This is a genomic window from Aureibacillus halotolerans, assembly GCF_004363045.1.
Lineage (GTDB): Bacteria > Bacillota > Bacilli > Bacillales > DSM-28697 > Aureibacillus > Aureibacillus halotolerans.
In genome coordinates, this window is record NZ_SNYJ01000002.1 from 321,081 (window position 1) to 341,921 (window position 20,841).

The 20,841-nt window shown below is 43.0% G+C and carries 19 protein-coding genes and 1 pseudogene; 14 read left to right on the forward strand and 6 right to left on the reverse strand.

Going from position 1 to position 20,841, the window contains the following annotated elements; all coding sequences use genetic code 11:
• The first annotated feature begins 871 nt into the window (after window positions 1–871).
• Genes pdhA through lpdA form a run of 4 tightly spaced genes read left to right on the forward strand, consistent with a single transcriptional unit; the run spans window position 872 to window position 5,701 of the window.
• On the forward strand, window positions 872–1,957 hold the full coding sequence (gene pdhA, locus EV213_RS03700; protein ID WP_133579143.1) for a pyruvate dehydrogenase (acetyl-transferring) E1 component subunit alpha: 1,086 nt from the start codon (window positions 872–874) through the stop codon (window positions 1,955–1,957).
• A 3-nt stretch (window positions 1,958–1,960) separates the two neighbouring features.
• A complete protein-coding gene (locus EV213_RS03705) occupies window positions 1,961–2,938 on the forward strand; it encodes an alpha-ketoacid dehydrogenase subunit beta (protein WP_133579144.1) in 978 nt (325 codons plus the stop codon).
• Between the two features lie 35 nt (window positions 2,939–2,973).
• The gene (locus tag EV213_RS03710; protein ID WP_133579145.1) at window positions 2,974–4,284 is read left to right on the forward strand and encodes a dihydrolipoamide acetyltransferase family protein; all 1,311 of its coding nucleotides are present in this window, start codon (window positions 2,974–2,976) and stop codon (window positions 4,282–4,284) included.
• A gap of 4 nt (window positions 4,285–4,288) precedes the next feature.
• Window positions 4,289–5,701, forward strand: coding sequence for a dihydrolipoyl dehydrogenase (gene lpdA / locus EV213_RS03715; protein WP_133579146.1), 1,413 nt, complete (start codon window positions 4,289–4,291; stop codon window positions 5,699–5,701).
• Window positions 5,702–5,787: 86 nt separating this feature from the next.
• Here lpdA and EV213_RS03720 read toward each other — a convergent pair whose 3' ends face one another.
• On the reverse strand, window positions 5,788–6,186 hold the full coding sequence (locus EV213_RS03720) for a hypothetical protein (protein WP_133579147.1): 399 nt from the start codon (window positions 6,184–6,186) through the stop codon (window positions 5,788–5,790).
• Between the two features lie 156 nt (window positions 6,187–6,342).
• Between EV213_RS03720 and EV213_RS03725 the strand changes: the two genes are divergently transcribed.
• Window positions 6,343–7,230, forward strand: a complete 888-nt coding sequence (locus EV213_RS03725; RefSeq protein ID WP_133579148.1) for a polysaccharide deacetylase family protein — start codon at window positions 6,343–6,345, stop codon at window positions 7,228–7,230.
• A gap of 59 nt (window positions 7,231–7,289) precedes the next feature.
• Here EV213_RS03725 and EV213_RS03730 read toward each other — a convergent pair whose 3' ends face one another.
• Both EV213_RS03730 and EV213_RS03735 read right to left on the reverse strand, forming a co-directional pair.
• Window positions 7,290–8,762: an aminotransferase class I/II-fold pyridoxal phosphate-dependent enzyme gene (locus EV213_RS03730; RefSeq protein WP_133579149.1), complete on the reverse strand. Its 1,473-nt coding sequence runs from the start codon at window positions 8,760–8,762 to the stop codon at window positions 7,290–7,292.
• Window positions 8,763–8,854: 92 nt separating this feature from the next.
• A complete protein-coding gene (locus EV213_RS03735) occupies window positions 8,855–9,490 on the reverse strand; it encodes a YktB family protein (protein WP_133579150.1) in 636 nt (211 codons plus the stop codon).
• A 467-nt stretch (window positions 9,491–9,957) separates the two neighbouring features.
• Here EV213_RS03735 and EV213_RS03740 point away from each other — a divergent pair, with 467 nt between their 5' ends.
• Both EV213_RS03740 and EV213_RS03745 read left to right on the forward strand, forming a co-directional pair.
• Complete coding sequence (locus EV213_RS03740; protein ID WP_133579151.1) at window positions 9,958–10,164, forward strand: hypothetical protein; 207 nt, start codon at window positions 9,958–9,960, stop codon at window positions 10,162–10,164.
• A 255-nt stretch (window positions 10,165–10,419) separates the two neighbouring features.
• Window positions 10,420–11,223 carry an inositol monophosphatase family protein gene (locus EV213_RS03745; protein WP_133579152.1) on the forward strand — a complete coding sequence of 268 codons (804 nt, stop codon included), beginning with the start codon at window positions 10,420–10,422 and terminating at the stop codon, window positions 11,221–11,223.
• Between the two features lie 48 nt (window positions 11,224–11,271).
• On the opposite strand, the gene EV213_RS03750 is transcribed toward EV213_RS03745, so the two are convergent.
• Window positions 11,272–11,463, reverse strand: a complete 192-nt coding sequence (locus EV213_RS03750) for a DUF5325 family protein (RefSeq protein WP_243739977.1) — start codon at window positions 11,461–11,463, stop codon at window positions 11,272–11,274.
• A 1,126-nt stretch (window positions 11,464–12,589) separates the two neighbouring features.
• Between EV213_RS03750 and typA the strand changes: the two genes are divergently transcribed.
• Together typA and EV213_RS03760 are read left to right on the forward strand one after the other, a co-directional pair.
• Entirely contained in the window at window positions 12,590–14,431 is a 1,842-nt protein-coding gene (gene typA, locus EV213_RS03755) for a translational GTPase TypA (RefSeq protein ID WP_133579153.1), read from the forward strand.
• Between the two features lie 36 nt (window positions 14,432–14,467).
• Window positions 14,468–14,839 (forward strand): YlaH-like family protein, encoded by a 372-nt coding sequence (locus tag EV213_RS03760; protein WP_243739979.1) that lies wholly within the window; start codon window positions 14,468–14,470, stop codon window positions 14,837–14,839.
• 303 nt (window positions 14,840–15,142) lie between these two features.
• Here EV213_RS03760 and EV213_RS21030 read toward each other — a convergent pair.
• Window positions 15,143–15,265: pseudogene (locus EV213_RS21030) on the reverse strand (YlaI family protein); the annotation flags it as partial.
• 209 nt (window positions 15,266–15,474) lie between these two features.
• Here EV213_RS21030 and EV213_RS03770 point away from each other — a divergent pair.
• Window positions 15,475–15,747 carry an HU family DNA-binding protein gene (locus EV213_RS03770; protein WP_133579155.1) on the forward strand — a complete coding sequence of 91 codons (273 nt, stop codon included), beginning with the start codon at window positions 15,475–15,477 and terminating at the stop codon, window positions 15,745–15,747.
• A 235-nt stretch (window positions 15,748–15,982) separates the two neighbouring features.
• Window positions 15,983–17,308, forward strand: coding sequence for a PhoH family protein (locus tag EV213_RS03775; protein ID WP_133579156.1), 1,326 nt, complete (start codon window positions 15,983–15,985; stop codon window positions 17,306–17,308).
• 118 nt (window positions 17,309–17,426) lie between these two features.
• Here the strand turns inward: EV213_RS03775 and EV213_RS03780 are convergent, their stop codons facing one another.
• Entirely contained in the window at window positions 17,427–17,867 is a 441-nt protein-coding gene (locus tag EV213_RS03780; RefSeq protein ID WP_133579157.1) for a hypothetical protein, read from the reverse strand.
• A gap of 95 nt (window positions 17,868–17,962) precedes the next feature.
• On the opposite strand from EV213_RS03780, the gene glsA reads away from it, so the two are divergent.
• The 3 genes from glsA to EV213_RS03795 all read left to right on the forward strand — a co-directional run bounded on the left by glsA (window position 17,963) and on the right by EV213_RS03795 (window position 20,665).
• Complete coding sequence (glsA, locus tag EV213_RS03785) at window positions 17,963–18,892, forward strand: glutaminase A (protein ID WP_133579158.1); 930 nt, start codon at window positions 17,963–17,965, stop codon at window positions 18,890–18,892.
• A gap of 178 nt (window positions 18,893–19,070) precedes the next feature.
• Complete coding sequence (locus EV213_RS03790; protein WP_133579293.1) at window positions 19,071–19,355, forward strand: Fpa/YlaN family protein; 285 nt, start codon at window positions 19,071–19,073, stop codon at window positions 19,353–19,355.
• A 140-nt stretch (window positions 19,356–19,495) separates the two neighbouring features.
• Window positions 19,496–20,665: an FtsW/RodA/SpoVE family cell cycle protein gene (locus tag EV213_RS03795; protein ID WP_133579159.1), complete on the forward strand. Its 1,170-nt coding sequence runs from the start codon at window positions 19,496–19,498 to the stop codon at window positions 20,663–20,665.
• Window positions 20,666–20,841: the final 176 nt, after the last annotated feature.

Consider the following 20,841-nt stretch of genomic DNA (forward strand, 5'->3'; position numbering starts at 1 on the left):
GTTCGGCCGCAACTCACTTTTCCATTTTTTCCATTAAATACGAGGCCGATAAAAAATAATAACAATTTACGCAGAAACATCAGCGTAGTCAAAATACGTAGACTCCTGCGGGAACAGCGCGAGCTGAAGATCCCGCAGGAAAGCTGCTTTTGCTTTCCGAGGAAGCTGAAGCCGTGCCAGGCGGTAAAGTAAACACGATGAGGTACTCGCGAATCGATGTTGACCTTATACCCTTTAGGGTGCAAGCGAAGTATTTTGAAGAAGCGGTCGTGATTTCTTTTCACTCTACGGGTACAAGTGCAACATCGACTCGAGAAGACCTCGTCGTGGTTTCTTTGCCGCAGGAATCTCGCTAGTGGGCTTCTCTAATTGTTTTTCTCTGTATTTCAATGAAGCAGGATTTTGTATGATTTTGTAGAATTTTAGTTGTGAAGAAGGAAACGTTCGTGCATGTCGTACTTTCCTCAAAGTCTTAAGCAGAAAGAGAATGAATGTTTCCGCAGCATTGAAAATCGAAATGAAGGCTTTGACGACCTCCCCGCTGTTCAATAATAACTATAACAGAAGGAACAGTTGTATTATAACAGGAGAGGGTTTGAGAGATTATGTAAAGTAATTCCATTGCACTTGAAATACGAAGTTTCTTTGATTTGACGACGTTTTCTTAGTGGTGTACACTAAGAAAAGAGTGGAATGTGTATTATAAATTTTATTTGATCTATTGATACAGTTGTAGGGAAGTGCTAGACTGTTTTTATTGCTGAGAGTGACACATCAGCCGCTAAATTGTGTCTTGTTTTTGCTTTTTGGGGCACAGTAAAAGCATATGTTTACTGCTCGCGAGCTTAAAATTCATGGAAGAGGTGAAGATATGGGTACAAAGAGTCTCGAACAAGTGGAAAAACAGTTCGAAATGTACCAGATTTTGAATGAAAAAGGGGAAGTCGTTAAGAAAGACGATGTTCCTAAACTTAGTGATGAGCAATTAGTCGAATTAATGACACGGATGGTGTATACGCGGATTCTTGATCAGCGTTGCATTTCGTTGAATCGTCAAGGTCGTCTGGGCTTTTATGCACCAACTGCCGGTCAAGAAGCGTCTCAACTTGCGAGTCATTTCGCGCTTGAGAAAGAAGACTTCGTACTTCCAGGCTATCGTGATGTTCCTCAATTGATTTGGCATGGTCTGCCACTTTATCAAGCGTTTTTATTCTCAAGAGGCCATTTTCATGGCAACCAGTATGCTGAAGATTTAAATGCGATCAGCCCACAGATCATCATTGGTGCACAAATCGTGCAAACAGCTGGTGTAGCTCTTGGTATGAAAAAACGTGGGAAAGAAGCTGTAGCAGTCACATATACAGGTGATGGCGGCGCTTCCCAAGGGGACTTCTATGAAGGAATGAACTTTGCTGGCGCTTTTAAGGCACCTGCGATTTTTATTGTTCAAAACAACCACTTTGCGATTTCGGTTCCAGTTGAACTGCAATCGGCAGCAAAAACAATTGCTCAAAAAGCTGTGGCTGCTGGGATTCCAGGCGTTCAAGTAGATGGAATGGACCCACTTGCTGTCTATAAAGTAACGAAAGATGCGAGAGATCGTGCAATTAAAGGCGAAGGACCTACTTTGATTGAGACCATTACGTATCGTTACGGTCCTCATACGATGGCAGGGGACGATCCTACACGTTATCGTACAGAAGATATGGATACGGAGTGGGAAAAGCGTGATCCACTTGTTCGTTTCCGTAAATACCTAGAAGACAAAGGCATCTGGTCAGAAGAAGATGAAAATAAAGTGATTGAACGTGCGAAAGAAGAGATCAAAGAAGCGATCAAAAAAGCTGACCAGCAACCTAAGCAAAAGGTTACAGAGCTTATTGAACATATGTTTGAGGAGCTTCCGCAAAACCTTCAGGAACAGCACGAAGAATACAAAGCAAAGGAGTCGAAGTAAGCCATGGCTCAAATGACAATGATTCAAGCCATCACTGACGCGTTAAGAACTGAATTGAAAAACGATGAAAATGTTCTCGTTTTCGGTGAAGATGTAGGTCAAAATGGCGGTGTGTTCCGTGCAACAGAAGGCTTGCAAAAAGAATTTGGTGAAGACCGTGTATTTGATACACCACTAGCTGAGTCTGCTATTAATGGCTTGGCAATCGGTCTTGCTCTTCAAGACTTCCGTCCAGTTCCAGAAATTCAGTTCTTCGGTTTTGTCTATGAAACCTTAGACTCCATTAGTGGCCAAATGGCACGTATGCGCTATCGTTCAGGAAACAGCTATACGATGCCTATTACAATTCGCTCCCCATTTGGTGGTGGTGTGAAAACGCCTGAGCTTCATGCAGATAGTCTTGAAGGGCTTATTGCACAACAGCCAGGGGTAAAGGTTGTTATTCCTTCGAACCCATACGATGCGAAAGGTCTTTTACTTGCATCTATCCGTGACAACGATCCTGTTGTTTTCTTAGAGCATATGAAATTGTACCGTTCCTTCAGAGAAGAAGTGCCTGAAGAAGACTACACGATTGAACTTGGCAAAGCTCATGTGAAAAAAGAAGGCACAGATATTACGTTGGTTGCCTATGGTGCAATGGTTCAAACATCAATGAAAGCCGCAGAAGAGCTTGAAAAAGACGGCATCAATGCAGAAGTTATCGACCTTCGTACAATTAGCCCATTGGATGTTGACACAATTGTTGAATCGGTAAAGAAAACAAGCCGTCTGATTGTTATTCAAGAGGCTCAAAAACAAGCAGGTATTGCTTCACAAATTTCTGCTGAAGTAGCCGAGCGTGCGATCTTACACTTAGATGCACCAATTATGAGAGTAGCAGCGCCAGATACGGTATTCCCGTTTGCTGCTGCAGAGGAAGAATGGTTGCCTAACCACGAGGACATCATAGAGAAAGCAAAAGCTGCCATTAATTTTTAAGCTTGCATTAATACAACGAGACAGGAGGTTTTACCGTGGCATATGAATTTAAACTTCCCGACATTGGTGAAGGTATTCATGAAGGTGAAGTCGCGAAATGGCTTGTCAAGCCAGGCGATGTAGTAAAAGAAGATGACATTTTATGCGAAGTACAAAACGATAAAGCCGTTGTAGAAATTCCTTCCCCGGTCGACGGAACGATTAAAGAACTCAAAATTGATGAAGGCGTCACAGCAATTGTTGGCGATGTCATCCTTACCATCGACGCAGAGGGCTACGAGGATCAAGAAGAAAGTGCTCCAGCTCCTGAGGCAGAAGAACAAACACCTGAGTCCCCAGCGAAGGAAGAAAAGGCTGAGGTCGAAACAAAAGGTGAAGACAAGAAGGAAGCAGCTACGGAAGAAAGCGGCTCCTCTAAAAATGTAATCGCCATGCCATCTGTGAGAAAGTATGCTCGTGAGCAAGGTGTGACGATTACACAAGTGAACGGAAGCGGCAAAAACGGTCGTGTTCTGAAAGAAGACATCGATGCGTTTGCAAGTGGCGATCAGCCAGCTGCAGCGCAAGAAAAAGAATCTGATGCAACGGACACAGACAGCAAAGCTGCACAACAGCCATCTGCTGTTGCTGCTCCAGAAGAAGGACAGCTTGAAACGCGTGAGAAAATGAGCGGAATTCGCAAAGCTATTGCGAAAGCGATGGTCAATTCAAAGCATACAGCTCCACACGTTACGCTTATGGACGAAGTTGTCGTTACAAATCTTGTTGCTCATCGGAAGAAGTTCAAGCAAGTGGCAGCTGATCAGGGTGTCAAACTAACGTATCTCCCTTATGTGGTAAAGGCTCTAACGTCTGCCCTTAAGAAATTCCCTGATTTCAATACGTCGATTGACGACAGCACACAAGAGATTGTCCGTAAGCATTATTACAACATTGGCATTGCGGCAGACACAGACAAAGGTTTGCTTGTACCGGTTGTGAAAGGTACAGATCGCAAGTCCATCTTCGAGCTTTCGAATGACATTAATGACCTTGCTGGAAAAGCACGTGATGGCAAATTGTCTGGCGATGAGATGAAAGGTGCATCTTGCACAATCTCAAACATTGGTTCTGCTGGTGGTCAGTGGTTCACACCTGTTATTAACCATCCAGAAGTCGCTATTTTAGGCATCGGTCGTATTGCTGAGAAAGCCGTTGTTGAAAATGGAGAAATCGTTGCAGCGCCAGTATTGGCCCTTTCTCTTAGCTTCGATCATCGTATGATTGACGGTGCAACAGCGCAAAATGCAATGAATCATATCAAACGTTTATTAAACGATCCACAACTTCTTGTAATGGAGGCGTAATTCTATGGTTGTTGGAGATTTTCCAATTGAATTAGAAACTCTTGTTGTTGGTGCAGGACCTGGTGGCTATGTAGCCGCCATCCGCGCCGCACAGCTTGGTCAAAAAGTAGCAATTGTCGATAAAGGGACCCTTGGAGGCGTATGCCTTAATGTTGGATGTATTCCATCAAAAGCGTTAATTACAGCTGGGCACCGTGTGCATCAGGCACAGCATTCTGATGACATGGGTATTACTGTTGACAATGTCAACGTTGATTTCGGTAAAGTACAGGAATGGAAAGGCTCCGTCGTTGACAAGTTGACTGGAGGCGTCGAGTCATTACTTAAAGGCAACAAAGTTGAGATTCTCTCAGGTGAAGCTTACTTCGTTGACAAGAATACAGTTCGTATTATGGACGAGAAACAATCGCAAACGTACACGTTTAAGAATTGCATCCTGGCAACAGGTTCTCGTCCAACAGAATTGCCTGCGTTTAAATGGAGTGACCGTGTCATTTCCTCTACCGGCGCTCTTGGTTTAAAAGAGGTTCCGAAAAAACTCGTTGTGATCGGCGGAGGCTATATCGGTCTTGAGCTTGGCACAGCGTACGCAAACCTTGGTTCAGATGTTGTCATTCTTGAAGCATTGGACGACATTCTTGCTGGCTTTGAAAAGCAAATGTCTTCTTTAGTCAAACGCAATCTAAAGAAAAAAGGCAATGTCGAGGTGCACACGAAAGCCTCTGCCAAATCAGTTGAAGAAACAAAAGACGGCGTGAAGATTACAGCTGAAATCAAAGGCAAGGAAGAAGTTTTTGAAGCTGATTATGTTCTCGTTACCGTTGGACGTAAACCGAATACGGTTGAGCTTGGTCTTGAAGATGTAGGTGTCAAAATCAATGATCGCGGCATCATTGAAACTGACAAACAAGGTCGTACAAGTGTAGATAGCATCTTCGCTATTGGCGACATCGTTTCTGGTCCTCCTCTAGCTCATAAAGCTTCTTATGAAGGAAAAATTGCAGCTGAAGCCATTAGTGGAGAGCCATCTGAAATTGATTATCTCGCGATTCCTGCTGTTGTCTTCTCAGAGCCTGAATTGGCTACTGTTGGACATACAGAAAAAACAGCGAAGGATGAAGGCTTAGATGCGGTTGCATCCAAATTTCCGTTTGCAGCAAATGGTCGTGCGCTTTCACTTAACGAAACAGATGGGTTTGTTAAGCTCATCACTCGTAAAGACGATGGCGTCGTCATCGGTGCACAAGTTGCAGGCGCTGGCGCGAGTGACATCATTTCTGAAATCGGCTTAGCGATTGAATCAGGGATGACAGCAGAGGATATCGCGTTGACAATCCATGCACATCCAACGCTTGGAGAAATTACGATGGAAGCGGCCGAGGTTGCTCTTGGCACTCCAATTCATATTGTGAAATAATGACAATTTAATAAGGGTAAGCTTACGTAAGTCCTTATATAAGTCAAAAAAACATCCTGCCTGTTTTCATAGGCAGGATGTTTCCTTTAAAACGAGGTCCTATTGTCATACGACCGTAAAATGGAATCAAGTCTATTGAAAAGCCTGTCCTCACGCAAGGCTTCTCCACTAAAAACGCCAAGTGTCTGACCACTTCCGGTCACGATAATGGCAGGGTAGTTGGAAATTTGGTCTGATTCCTGAAGAGCGTTAGCTTCTTCCACAGTGACAAGGCTTACTTCGGTTAGATGCTCTGGGTATTTGTTTTTTAGTTGAATAAGGACGTCATACAAGGATGCTTCCTGTTGCTCATGCTGTTGATCGCTAATAATAAAAACGTGAAGGTGATTCCCGTCAGCGAGTTCTTCCATTACTCGCCCTTCCTGTTGGCAAGAGATGAGCAGAAGCATACATGTACTTATGATCATTGGAAGTGTTCTCTTCATCTAAGCCCTACTTTCGTTGCTGTTTTTCCGATTGTACCATGGCTAATGGCTGAAATAACGCGTGTTACAGGTTTGTAAGCAAAATGCAAAAAGTATATACCGAACGTAACAAAGACTCAAACTACGTAACGAGTATGAAAAGGAGGAAGTTCGCAAATGAAAACGTGGTATGTGCTATGCCTAGTAATGGTTATTGCTCTCGTAGGTTGTCAGCAAGGGGCCCCAGCAACAACGACTGACCCAGAGGAAACCACTAACGAAGAGTCTAGTAGTGAAACTGGAGAGGCTTCATCAACTCCTGACGAAACTACGACTGAAAATGGTGTCACTGTTCGTGATGACGAAGAATCGTCTGAAGAGAATGTCGAGGATATTGCCGTCGGAGACAATGAAGACGAAAGTGAGGTACCAGAGCCTTTATATAAACTGAACGAGACGACTTTCCGCGTTGAACCAATTGCTGATGCAGACGAGAACGTTGTTTTGCTTACATTCGACGATGTTCCTGATACATATGGCTTGGAAATGGCAAAGAAATTAAAGGAAATGAACGTGCCTGCCATCTTTTTCGTGAATGGTCATTTCATTCAGACAGAAGAAAAAAAGCAAATCCTCAAAGAAATTTATGATCTGGGCTTCTCTATTGGGAATCATACCTTTTCTCATCCAAATCTTAGTGATTTGTCTCCAGAGGAGCAAACAAAGGAAATTATACAGGTGAATGATGAAGTGGAAGCGATAACCGTTGAAAGACCAACATTTTTCCGTGCCCCATTTGGTGTCAATACAGATACTTCAAAGCAAGTTGTGGCGGAGGAAGGCATGGTTTGGATGAATTGGTCCTACGGCTATGATTTTGTGAAAGAATACATGTCAGAGGACGCCATTGCTGACATTATGGTTAATGCGCCAGAACTAGGTCCTGGAGCCAATTTATTAATGCATGATCGCGAATGGACGAATGCAGCACTTGAACAGATCGTCACCGGGCTTAAAGAGAAGGGCTATAGCTTTGTTGACCCTGATACAATCCAAACACCTTAACCTTCAATAAAAACGGCCAGAACACGTATACGATACGATTCTGGCCGTTTTTTAAGTGATTATTGAATGGCGCGGTACTCCTTAACGACACGTAAATAACGAAAGTCGACGTCTTCAGGTCCTTGGACGGGGAGACCAGCAGCCATATTCTTTTTAATATAAGACAGATTTTCATTAGTAATGATCTCACCAGGAACAAAAATAGGAATACCTGGTGGATAGACCATTATGAATTCAGCAATGATTCTGCCAGCAGATTGATGAAATGGAATTAGCTCGGTTTCGGCATAAAAAGCCTCTCGCGGTGAAATCGCTAAAAGAGGAATGTCAGGCACTTGCACAGCTGGCGCATGATCATTTTTCAAAAATGCTTGATGGAGCTCTGACAGTTCTTCTAACGCTTTAATGAGCAAATCTAACTCCTTCTTGGAATCACCTGGTGTTACGATACATAGAATGTTATACAAGTCAGACAGCTCAACCTCGATTTGGTAGTTTTCACGTAACCAAACCTCAGCTTCATAGCCAGAAATGCCAAGGTTCTTAACCGAGATGAGAAGCTTCGTTGGATCAACATCGAAGGTCGCACTCCCTTTTAAAAGCTCCTCTCCAGGGCACAACAAGCCTGGAATGGATGCCAATCGTTCTCTTCCATAGGCGGCAAGCTCAATGGTTGTGCTCAACAACGCAGCGCCTTCAATAGCAAGGCGTCGTCTTGCTGTATCTAAAGATGCCAACAGTGGGTAAGATGTGGACGTTGTCGTTAACATGCTGAGCAAGGATTTGAGCCGTGTTTTAGAGACGCGTTTTCCTTGCACATTAAGGATTGAGCTTTGTGTCATTGAGCCGCCAAGTTTATGCATACTTGTTGCTGCGATGTCAGCACCAGCTTGCATTGCTGAGAGTGGGAGCTTTTCATGAAAATGGATGTGTACGCCGTGGGCTTCATCCACGAGGACAGGGATATCCATCTCATGAGCAATGGATACAATTTTCTTAAGATCTGTTGCTACGCCAAAATATGTTGGATTAATGACAAGCAACCCTTTTGCATCAGGATGACGTTGAACGGCCTTTTGAACCGCTTCTGCACTCATTCCATGTGAGATTCCGTATGTTTCATCAAGTTCAGGGTGTACAAAAACAGGGTTTGCTCCTGAAAAAACAATCGCACTCATCACTGATTTATGAACATTACGAGGAACGATAATTTTGTCTCCAGGGTTACACACCGACATAACCATAGCTATAATTGCGCCGCTCGTTCCTTGGACACTAAAATAGGTCGCATCTGCTGAGAACGCTTCTGCAGCGAGCTGTTGCGCTTCTTGGATCAAACCTTTAGGGTGATGCAAATCATCTAAGGGAGCAATATTAATTAAGTCCATCTGCAACACTGATTCCCCGACAAATTCGCGGAATTCAGGATCTGCACCTGTCCCACCTTTATGGCCAGGAATATGGAATTGGACGGGCTTCTTTTTTATATGATTGATCAATCCGGTAAATAGAGGTGTTTCGTGCTGAGACAAGGATGGTCCACCTGCTTTTTAATAAGATTATAAGAGCGCACTAAAGACGGCTCACTGAGAGATTATAGCAGAAAGTCAGATAGCTTGTATAGCTACTTTTGCTGGGCGTGACGCGCTGTTTGATAAAAGGGAGTAAGCATTGAAAACGTGTCCTTCGCGAGCGTAATAAAGTCCGCCCCTTTTGAGAGAACGATATCGGTAGTCGGGATTTGCAGTCCTAGCAAAAATTCCGCTTTCTTAACCTCTTTAAAGCGAGATAACATGTCTAAAAGCTCACTATCATCAAGCTCTTGAATGAAGCGAGCCTCTTTTTGCATATGGTCTTGCGACACCATGAAGTGCCCTGGGAGGCTACGAATGTCATTTAAATGATGAAGGTAGCTCTCAGCAACCTTTGCTTTTTCAGGCATTTCGTAAATGTTAGCAAGCCAAATAAAAACATGATCATCAAAGAGGCCAATCTGAAAATGAGGGTGTTTTTTGTATCCTCGTGCGCTATGTGAAAACGCCAGCCATGTATCCTTCGGTGGATTCTTCGTTCGTCTGGCATGCTGAGCAATATGTATATGCAGCGTCTCGTCCGTTTCTTGCGACAAGGTAGAAAGCAATTCTTGCCCAATCACTTCAAATTTAGGCTGAATCTGTTCCTTAATGGCAATCATTCTTGCCTCTAATCCTTGAATATGAAAAACACCAAAGTCCTCTGCAGTAAACCCTTGAAATGACAAAAAATCATCTCCTTCTACGAGTATCGTTCATGAAATAAACACATCATACAGTGTACCATACCCTTTTCAACTCAATCATAGACATGCAGGTCCATTTGCAGATCAGGAGAAGATGTTGACCTTGCTTTATAGGGATTTGATTACGCATACAACGAGGAAGACCTAATGGCTCCTATCCATTTACTATGCCTGCATGTCTACTAAAGCAACTCCCACTTTGAGGTGGGGATTTACTGAGCGGAATTTGGTCGTATTTTCCAAATGAGAGAGTTGAAATTGGAGCTTTAATTCATCCATAGTATGTTATCTCTCTATTGAGGAAAATAATCACGTCGATCAAATGAGAATAGGTTAAAAAATGCAATGAAATGCCGTGCCAAAAGGCATTGTCCTCTCATATGGTGATGTAAGATAGAACCTAAATGTCGGTTGAAAGAGATTTTGAGATACAAGGAGAGTGCAGAGAGATGAAACAGTTGATGGCGTCACTTAAATCTCAGGATGCAAGAAAAAGACTCCCCGTTGTTTTGATGGAGATTGATTATGAACTTGTCAATTTGTCCGATGCCATAAAGGCTAAAGACAAAACGAAAATTCAAGAAACAAAACGGAAATTGGAATTATATCGTCGCGAATGGTTAATGCTGCGTCATGAAACCGCATCACGGAATTAAAATATGCTTGATTGTTTCATTCTAAGGTATCGGTTGTTGGAAGGATGCGGACACATAAACCAGTGCTCACTAGAACATAATGATCATAAAAACGGCACGCCAAGTTTGTGCGTGTCGTTTTTGAATGGCTCTACCTATTTTTCAAAACACGTCACCCATGTCATAATAAGAGTATATTAACTAAATATGAAGGTGACGCTTTGGAACTGAAACACCATCGTTCAAACGAAGGTCGGCCTTAAAAGGAGTCTTGTAATGGACACAAAAGTATGGCAGGAGCGAATGGCTCAAGCGACACTCTGGGTCAGAGAAGCAGGAGCTCGCATTCGTAAGTCTATGGAAAACCCTCTTCATGTGGAAACAAAATCGAACGCAAATGACCTTGTCACGAATATGGACAAGGAGACGGAACAGTTTTTTGTGTCTCGAATCCAATCCCATTATCCTGAGCATTACATTCTTGGAGAAGAAGGATTTGGAGATCAGCTTGAAACAATAGAGGGCACAGTTTGGATTATTGATCCAATTGATGGAACAATGAACTTTGTTCATCAAAAGCGCCATTTCACGATCTCTTTAGGTGTCTACCACGATGGCGTGGGCATGTTTGGTCTCGTGTATGATGTAATGGCAGATGATCTATACGCGGCTTTTAACGGGGAAGGCGCCACATTGAATAACGCACCGTTAATGGGTGTGAACGATGCAGATCTTCATACTGCGATTGTTGGCTTAAACGCAAACTGGCTGACAACAAATGAACATATGCCAGCAGACGCCTTGCATTTTCTTGTGCAAAAGGCACGTGGTGTTCGATCTTACGGATCAGCAGCTCTCGAAATCGTTTATGTAGCGGCAGGTTTTCTTGACGCCTATGCAACGATGAGACTCTCGCCATGGGATTACGCAGGAGGGCTTATTATTGCGAAGGAGGCAGGAGCGGTTGGAACGACTTTACAAGGAGAGCCGTTGAATTTGTTACATAAGCAATCTGTATTGATTGCGACTCCGAAAGTTCACAAAGAAATCGTTGAACGGTTGCACGGTGCATCTTCCTAAATAAGTAAAACACCCACTGCCCAAATGAAGAGGCAGTGGGTGTTTGTTTTATATTTTTCCTGCTATGCGGTCTTTCGCCTTTTGGGAAAAACCGACGCCCATGCAGGCAACGATGCAAAGGGTAGCGATAATGCCTAGTAGCCAGCTTTTAAGTCCAATAGCAACCCCAATCAAACTTATGAAAAATGCGCACAGTACAGCAAGGAGGAGGTACTTCCATTTAATTTCTTTCATTTCCATGCGAAAGCTCCTTTTCTACGTCTCAATTGCTTCGACATCACTTTACCATACGGGGCGCACTGCCGCAATTTGAATACGCCAACTACCTAACACCTCCAAATGATATGAAGCTTCATTTTAAAGCTAAGAATCCTCCAACACTTGAAATCATCTGGAATGAGTAAATGTAATAACAAAATTTTTGTGATCCATGCCTGAGCATGTAAAAAGCGTTAATAAATCAAAAGCATCACTAGCGAGAATCCAGCGGCAAAGAAAACACGCCTGCTTCGTCAAAATACTTCGCTTTCCGCGGGCACGGCTTCAGCTTCCTCGGAAAGCAAGCTTGCCGAGGAGATCTTCAGCTCGCGCTGTTCCCGCAGGAGGCTACGTATTTTGACTACGCTTATGTTTGTTTCTGCGTAGATTTTTTTATTTTTAATTGGTCTCGTATGATGGCGAAAATGGAAAAGTGAGTTAAGCTGTGTTGCTTTAGCAAACAAGACAAGTAAGTGCATCGTTTCATACAGAATCATATCACATGGTGCACGAAGATCATCTGCCTCGTAGATTGATGTAGCGGTGGATTTTGCATAAGAACGCAGAGATGAAACGATTCCACGTAATGCATACAACGAAGTACATGGGGCATTTCCGAAACTTGCATACTTAACTGCAACACCAAACGCATGATAAAGCTAAGCTAATAGAGAAAAAGCAGTCCAAAGAAGCTTCATTATATTAAAGCTAAGAATCCTTCAACACTTGAAATCATCTGGAATGAGTAAATGTAAAAACAAAATTTTTGTAAGCCATGCCTGAGCATGTAAAGAGCGAAAAAAAAATCAAAAACAAACATATGAAAGCTTGTATAAAAAGCAAACACAACATTTAACTGCATGTTTACACAGTTCTCCCTACTCCCAAATTCAAGATGCGACTATTGAGGTAGATGGTAAGACATCAAGATATGCCTTCCTTTTTGCTTTTCATTTAGTCGTTCTGATTGGCATGAGATGAATTTTACAAAGATTTACGGAACGAATGCGATTCCTTTTTAAAAATGTGTTATAATACGAAGGTTGGTTAAAACTGAGTGTAGAATATCCATATTTGCAAAGCAAAGGAATCGGAGAAAGAGGAGTGAATGCGTTTGAAAAAGCGCAATGAAATTCGTAATATTGCTATTATCGCACACGTAGACCACGGGAAAACCACGTTGGTTGATAAAATGCTACATCAATCAGGCTTGTTTAGAGATAACGAGCATGTGGAAGAAAGAGCAATGGATTCAAATGATATTGAGAAAGAGCGCGGCATTACGATTCTTTCTAAGAATACGGCTGTCAATTACCAAGGGACAACGTTAAACATTTTGGACACGCCAGGGCACGCAGATTTTGGTGGTGAAGTAGAACGGATTATGCGGATGGTCGACGGTGTGTTGTTGATTGTTGACGCCTATGAAGGATGCATGCCGCAAACGCGTTTTGTTCTCAAAAAAGCTTTGGATACTGGGCTTACACCAGTGGTTGTTATAAATAAGATGGATCGACCTGCTGCGAGACCTGCAGAAGTGGTTGATGAAGTCCTCGAATTGTTTATGGAATTGGAAGCTGATGATGATCAGCTTGAATTCCCGGTTGTGTTTGCATCTGCCATGAACGGTGTGGCCACAAACGATTTAGATGTACCTAAGGATGATCTTAAGGATTTATTTGAGGCGATTATGACGCATGTCCCTGCCCCAGATGATACCCGTGACGCGCCACTTCAGTTTCAAGTATCTTTGCTGGATTACAACGATTACGTAGGCCGCATTTGTATCGGTCGCGTTTTTGCAGGTAAGATCCGACACGGGCAATCCGTTTCACTTTGTCAGCGTAATGGTTCCATTGCACAAGCGAAAATTTCGAAGCTTTACGGTTTCGAAGGCTTAAAACGACATGAGATTGACGAAGCGGGCGCTGGAGATCTTGTGGCTATAGCTGGAATCCAGGCCAACGTCGGGGAAACCATTTGCCTGCCTGGCAAGGAAGATGCTTTGCCAATTATCAAAATTGATGAACCAACGCTCCAAATGACATTTCATGTCAACGACAGTCCTTTCGCAGGTCGAGACGGAAAATACGTGACAGCAAGAAAAATCGAAGAGCGTTTATTAAAGCAACTTGAAACAGACGTATCAATGCGTGTTACTCAAGGGGCAACACCAGACGAATGGGTCGTTTCAGGACGCGGAGAACTTCATCTGTCTGTGTTTATTGAGAATTTACGCCGTGAAGGGTATGAACTATCCGTATCAAAACCTGAGGTCATCTTGCGTGAGATCAAAGGTGTTCGTTCCGAGCCATTTGAAGCTGTGCACATTGAAGTGCCAGACGAATTTACTGGTTCCGTAATGGAATCTTTAGGTTCACGTAAAGGTGAGATGGTCAACATGTCCGCACAAGGCGAACGGACGATGCTGGAGTTTTTAATTCCATCAAGAGCATTGATTGGCTATCGGACCGAGTTTATGACACTTACTAAAGGGATGGGCATCATGCATCACTCCTTTAAAGAATATCGTGCTGAAGTCACTGGTTATACCGGTGGAAGACGTCGAGGCGTTCTTGTGAATAAGGACCCTGGAAAAGCGACTCAATACGGCATTTTAGGCGTTGAGGATCGTGGTGTCGTATTTGTCGAGCCAGGAACCGATTTGTATGCAGGGATGATTGTTGGCGAACATTCGCGCGAAAACGATCTTACGGTCAATATTACAAAAGCGAAGCAAATGACAAACGTTCGCTCTGCAAACAAAGATCAAACACAAACAATGAAGAAAGCACGTGACATGAGTTTAGAAGAAGCGTTAGAATATATGGAAGATGACGAGCTTTGTGAAGTGACGCCTGAGGCCATTCGTCTTCGCAAAAAAATTCTAATGCAGGCAGAAAGAGAACGTGCAGAGAAACGCAAGAAAAAAGTTGTCGTTGAAGAGTAAACCCGTCATCTGAAACACACGTATGGGGGTGGAGAGTTGACTGGAAATATGGCAGAGACTATTGTCGTCCCTACAGATATGTGGCCAATAGCCAACTTTATTTTTCAAGGCTACGTCGGCAAGACCATTCCGGTAGACAATTTGGACCAGCTCGCGCTAAATCTTTTCTTTTTGTATTGCATCATTGTTGTTTTGAGCGTGCTGGTATACAATTTAGGCTTTGCCAGGAAGCTTCCGATATTAAAAAACGTGATCATTTATGTCATGCTTTTGATAGGCTGTATGCCACTAACAGTAATGGGAATGGGTTTGCCTGTTGCTGAAGGGATGTTCGTCATAGCGATCATTTTTGGCGTATACCGTTTTCGGTTACACAGAGGCAGAAAAAATCAAAGCCAGCAGGCGTGATGATGCCAGCTTAAACTTAAAAGCACCCTAATCGTATGTTGATTAGGGTGCTTTTTTGAGCGCTTTAATCATCGGTATTTCATGAACGCCTTTTACAACACGAGGAGAAGCAAGAAGATCGAGGAAACAAAGCGAAGCCATGGTCCGCATTGTGCATCCATACATGGGGATCCAGGCGAGCAAAGCAGGTGAAGAGGTTTCCCGCTTATCGCCATTTTACAGAGGATATGCCCTTTAGTCCCATCGACTTAACGAACGCGTCGGTGGCTTTACGGGCACTGTATCCGAATTGGAATTATTCCGTATCCGTTGATCGCACTCAGCGCACATATACGTATGTAAAGGACGGTTCCTTAGACGTTTCGCCATAGGACACCAGTCATCAATACGGTCGATTTTTTCGCATAACACACATTTCACACGCACTAGAGGTTCCTCCACTCATTCAGACTTGCCGTTCTTAGTGTGCCACAGAAGTGTCAATTAGAAAAGCAGTGAAACTACTTTTTAGTCTCATGCGGTTCATTTTTTGTATGAAATTCTCGCAGATTTGCAGGTTTTTTGTTTAGTAGCGTTGAATTAAGGCAATAATAATGGAAACACCGTCTATTATCTATTCTTTAGGAGGAAACGACATGAACAAAAATGATTTGATTTCTACAGTAGCTGAAAAGAGTGGTTTATCAAAAAAGGATGCAACAAGTGCTGTTGAAGCACTATTCTCTTCAATCTCTGAAGGACTTGAAAAAGGTGAAAAAATCCAGCTCGTTGGATTTGGAAACTTTGAAGTAAGAGAGCGTTCTGAAAGAAAGGGACGTAACCCACAAACAGGAAAAGAAATGACAATCCCTGCAAGCAAGGTACCTGCTTTTAAACCGGGCAAGCAATTAAAAGATGTCGTGAATTAATAGTAGCAAGCTCTGGTCTCCATTGGGACCAGGGTTTTTTATTTGCGATTTCCGGATACTTTGCTCTCTTTTCAAACACTTTCACATGATTTTCGAGCATATTATGCCTTTTTTCGGACACAGGGAGTTGTATGGATTTCATTCTTTTTCACTTTGCTTGTACATAGACATAGCCTAACACCAATAAAAAGAAAAGCCTTCAATTTCGTAAAAACACTACACAGGAGGCCTGAATTTGGAGACTATTTATGTGCTCGACACAAATGTACTCCTACAAGATCCATATTCGTTATATGCGTTTAAAGACAATCAGGTTGTCATTCCGGCGATTGTTTTAGAAGAAACGGATGCGAAAAAGAAATTCCCAGATGAGATAGGCGTTCATGCACGAACGATCGCAAGAATTTTGGATGGCTTGAGAAAAAGAGGCAAACTGCACGACAACATTTTATTAGACAACGGAGGTACGTTACGTGTCGAGCTGAATCATCGGTCGCTCAATACGTTAAATCAATTTTTCTTAGAACCTACGAATGACAATCGTATTATTGCAGTTGCTTTAAATTTGATGTTAGAAGAGCAAGAAAAAGAAGAGGGCCGACGGGTTGTGCTTGTTTCAAAGGATGCGATGGTTCGAATAAAAGCAGATGTGGTTGGCGTTGTGGCTGAAGATTTTTTGAATGACCGCGTGATTGAATCGGACGATATGTATAGAGGCTTTAGCGAGGTGTATTTAGACAATCAGCATATCCAATCGTTTTATCAAGAGGGAAGCCTCTCAGTTGCTTTATTAGACGAAGATTTCTACCCCAATGAGGCTGTCATCGTCAAGGCGCAAGAAAATCCATCAGGATCGAGCTTAGGGCGCTTAGATTCGACCGCCAGCTTTATTGTGCCTTTTTCGAAACAAACGGATTCAGTATGGGGAATTCGTCCGAGAAATGTTCAGCAGACGATGGCGCTGGAGCTATTGCTAAGTGAAGATGTTCCTCTCGTTACGCTCACCGGACAAGCAGGCACTGGAAAAACATTGTTAGCCTTGGCGGCGGGCTTGCTGCAAACGGAAGAAATGAGACGCTTTAAAAAGCTGCTCGTGGCAAGGCCGATTGTGCCAGTCGGAAAAGACATAGGCTATTTGCCAGGTGAGAAGGAAGAAAAGCTCAAGCCTTGGATGCAACCTATTTTGGATAATCTAGAGCATCTATTTTCGGTAAAGAAGCGCGAAGAACTGGATCGCATTCTTGCCGGCTTAGGTTCTATTGAAGTAGAGGCATTAAGCTATATTCGTGGTCGAAGCTTGCCTGAGCAATTTATCATTATTGATGAGGCGCAAAATCTTACAAAACATGAGGTCAAAACCATCTTAACGAGAGTAGGGGAGGGAAGTAAGATTATTCTAATGGGGGATACCGAACAAATTGATCACCCTTACTTGGATCCATACAACAATGGTCTGACCTACGTCGTAGAAAAATTTAAAGATCAGCCGCTGAGTGGCCATATACGATTGTTGAAGGGAGAGCGTTCAGAGCTAGCGAGGATTTCAGCGCAGTTGTTGTAAGCCTTTGGTTGTGATACTAAAAAAGCCATTGACAAAGGCTTTCAATGGTCAAGTATAGCATCGATCATGGAGTCATTATTCCATGATCGATGACGTATGTTTTCGGAAGAGGCTTCTTTTAAATAACCTCAATTGTTGTTACGTTTCGGAACGGATCTTGCTGGTTCGTTCTATCTGCAAAATATAGATGCACTGGACCATCATCGCGTAGCGGTTTGCCATGATTTGAAAAAGCGGCAACCATCGAGATGCCTTTCTCAAATGGGACATCTGTTACATGTTCGCTGTGATGTATACGAATGCTTTTCGCCTCTGTATCTGGCTCTGACCGTTCAATGTATGGCGCGATAGCCATCGCGAATGACTTTTCCAATACCTCATCACGCTCTTTTTTCGTCATACGTTGATCGCTTCTAGCGTCACTTTTCGTAATGGCGGCTTCACCGATGGCAAAAAACTCATCTAAATCAATTTTTGCTTTGTCAAAAATCCAAACACTTGGATCAAGTGTAATGGGGAATTTGACGTTGCCACGAATTAAAACAATTTCTGGATTCATCTAAAACGCTCCTTTGTTCAAAATTACAAATAAACTGCAATGGGTAAAAATGAAATCGACAGGGGATGATAGCAAGAAAAAACGGAGGTCAAAAGATGTACTGTCAAACATCTAGTGAGCTCGCTGAAATTCTTGAGCGAGCGGTGAAAATGACAACACATGGGAAGGTAGCCACGTATATACCCGCCCTTGCAAAGGCGTCGCCTTCTCTGCTTGGCATTAGCATTTACCACGATGAAGAGAAATGCTTTCATGCAGGTCAAACCGAGCAAACCTTTACGCTTCAAAGTATCTCCAAAGTCATTGCACTCGCCCTAGCTTTAATGGATCACGGGGCAAAGACGGTTTTTCAGCATGTAGGTATGGAACCAACAGGCGACCCTTTTAATTCTATTGCAAAACTGGAAACGATGCAAAACGTAAAGCCACTCAACCCGATGATTAATGCAGGTGCTTTAGTCGTTTCTTCATTAATTAAAGGGGCGACATTTCATGAAAAACTAGGAAGGCTTTTGGATTTAGTGCACGACATGACGAATGTCCCAGAAAGAAAATACAATCATGAGGTCGCTAAATCAGAAATTGAAACGGCACATTTAAACCGTTCACTTGCCTATTTTTTAAAGCAGCATAAGCTGTTAAGTGGTCATGTGGAAGATCTTATAGAATTTTATTCCCATCAATGTGCGATTGAAGTGAGCTGTAAAGATTTGGCTAGGATTGGCGCTGTTCTTGCGTATGATGGCAAAGACCCTGTGACGAAGCGGATTATTTTGCCCGCACATATTGCAAGGATTTGCAAAACGTTTATGGTCACGTGCGGCATGTACAACGCCTCTGGAGAGTTTGCCATTCGGGTCGGTATCCCGGCAAAAAGCGGGGTTTCAGGGGCAATTGTCGCAAGTATACCAGGATGGGGAGGTATCGGCATTTATGGACCAGCGTTAGATGACAAAGGCAACAGCATTGGGGGTATGCGTGCTCTTGAAATAATCTCACACGCCTATGACCTCCACATCTTTTAAGGCAGCAGTAAACAATTAGTGGTGTATGCTCATTTTTAAACACTTAGTTTAAAATGGTTAGGTTCGTCAATGACAAAATGATTGCTCTATGAGTTTTTGTTCAGCAAATCTTGCTTTTTACGGACTAAAGCGATATGATGTGGAGACAAGCAACTGTGTTAAACGGAGGGATCGGTTGATGATATCAGAGACGGCAATCAATCATCAAAGTGCAGCCTTAGCGTTGCTAAAAGAAGATGCCGAAAAGATTCTTAAGCTCATAAAAGTTCAAATGGATAATCTTACGATGCCCCAATGTCCTCTTTATGAAGAAGTACTAGACACACAAATGTTTGGGCTATCGCGTGAAATCCACTTTGCGGTCCGGTTGGGGTTGGTTGAGGACCAAGCGGGTAGAGATATAATTGAGACGCTTGAACGGGAGCTTTTTGCCCTGCATGAAGCAACGATGAACGCAAAATAAGCTCAGACTGTCGCCGCATTAGCGATGGTGTGGGTTTTTCTTTTGCCTAAGAACCCGATAAAGTCACTCTGGCAGACAGGAAACAGACTCCAGAAGACGAATAGTATACATATGAGAAAATGCGCTTGGGGTGGCTTTATTTGTTAAAGAAAATGCTTAAAAACTTTGATTATACACTTGTCTCAATGCCGGTTCTTTTAAGTATTTTTGGCTGCTTGATGGTGTTTAGCGCAAGTATCGTCGTGGCCGTATCCAACGAGTTTGGCGTAGAGCCTGATTATTTTTTCTGGCGACAGCTCAGGTCGCTTGCTGTTGCTCTTTTTATTTTTGTTGTTACTTTGCTGCTTCCGTATAAAATCTATTTAAGTTTGTACAAATGGATCATTTTAGCATGTGTTGCTGCATTGTTTGCTGTGTTTGCAATCGGTACTATTGGTGGTGGCGCGCAATCATGGATCCAATTTGCTCAACTCACAATACAGCCTGCCGAATTTGCTAAGCTGGGTGTTATATTGTATCTTGCTGGTGTGTTCTCAAAAAAACAAGCATACATAAATCAATTTTCTGTTGCTGTTGTACCGCCGTTGATTTTTATCGTGTTGATTTTTGGACTTATTTACAAGCAGCCTGATTTAGGCTCAGCAATGATTGTGTTGCTCATTTCTGCAACTGTAATACTATGTGCAGGTCTGCGTTGGAAACATATTTTAGGTTTAATGGGTCTTGGCGCAGCGAGTGTGACGATTTTAATGCTTTTTTTTGCGTCTGAAAACCAAACCCGCCGTTTTGCGTCTGCATTTCATCCGTTTGCTGATCCAGAAGCAGGCGGCTTTCAGCTTATACAATCCTACCTCGCCATGGGAACAGGAGGATTGACGGGTGTCGGTTTAGGACAAAGTGTACAAAAAGGATTTATTCCAGAGCCTCATACCGATTTTATTCTTGCTATTATTGCAGAAGAGCTTGGAATCCTAGGGGTCGCTTTTGTTATTTTTGGTCTTGGTTTCATCGTTGTCAAAGGGTTGCAGACAGCTATCCGGTGCAAAGATGTTTTTGGTAGCCTCCTTGCCGTAGGGATTTCTTGCATGATTGGTATACAGACGTTTGTAAACGTGGGGGCGATGTCCGGTTTAGTTCCAGTCACAGGCGTTACATTGCCATTTATAAGCTACGGTGGATCTTCGCTCGTGCTCTTAATGGCTTCTGTGGGAATCCTTTGTAACATTTCCATGTTTGTTAGGTACCGTGCAAAGAAAGAAGCTTCGTTAGAACCGACAGAAGAGAGCACAAACATGACTGGACAATATTGAGGCATTGCTGAGCGGAAAAATGCGTAGAGTCATTTAGTCGTTAGAGCAAGTTTTGACTTATCTAGACACGAAGGCTTAGGAGGAGCGGCGTTGCCACAGGGCAATGAGCACCTGACAAGGCAAAGCAACAAAGAAAGAGCTTTAGTTGCCCGGATCAGGCTAGTTGAAAACGCTTG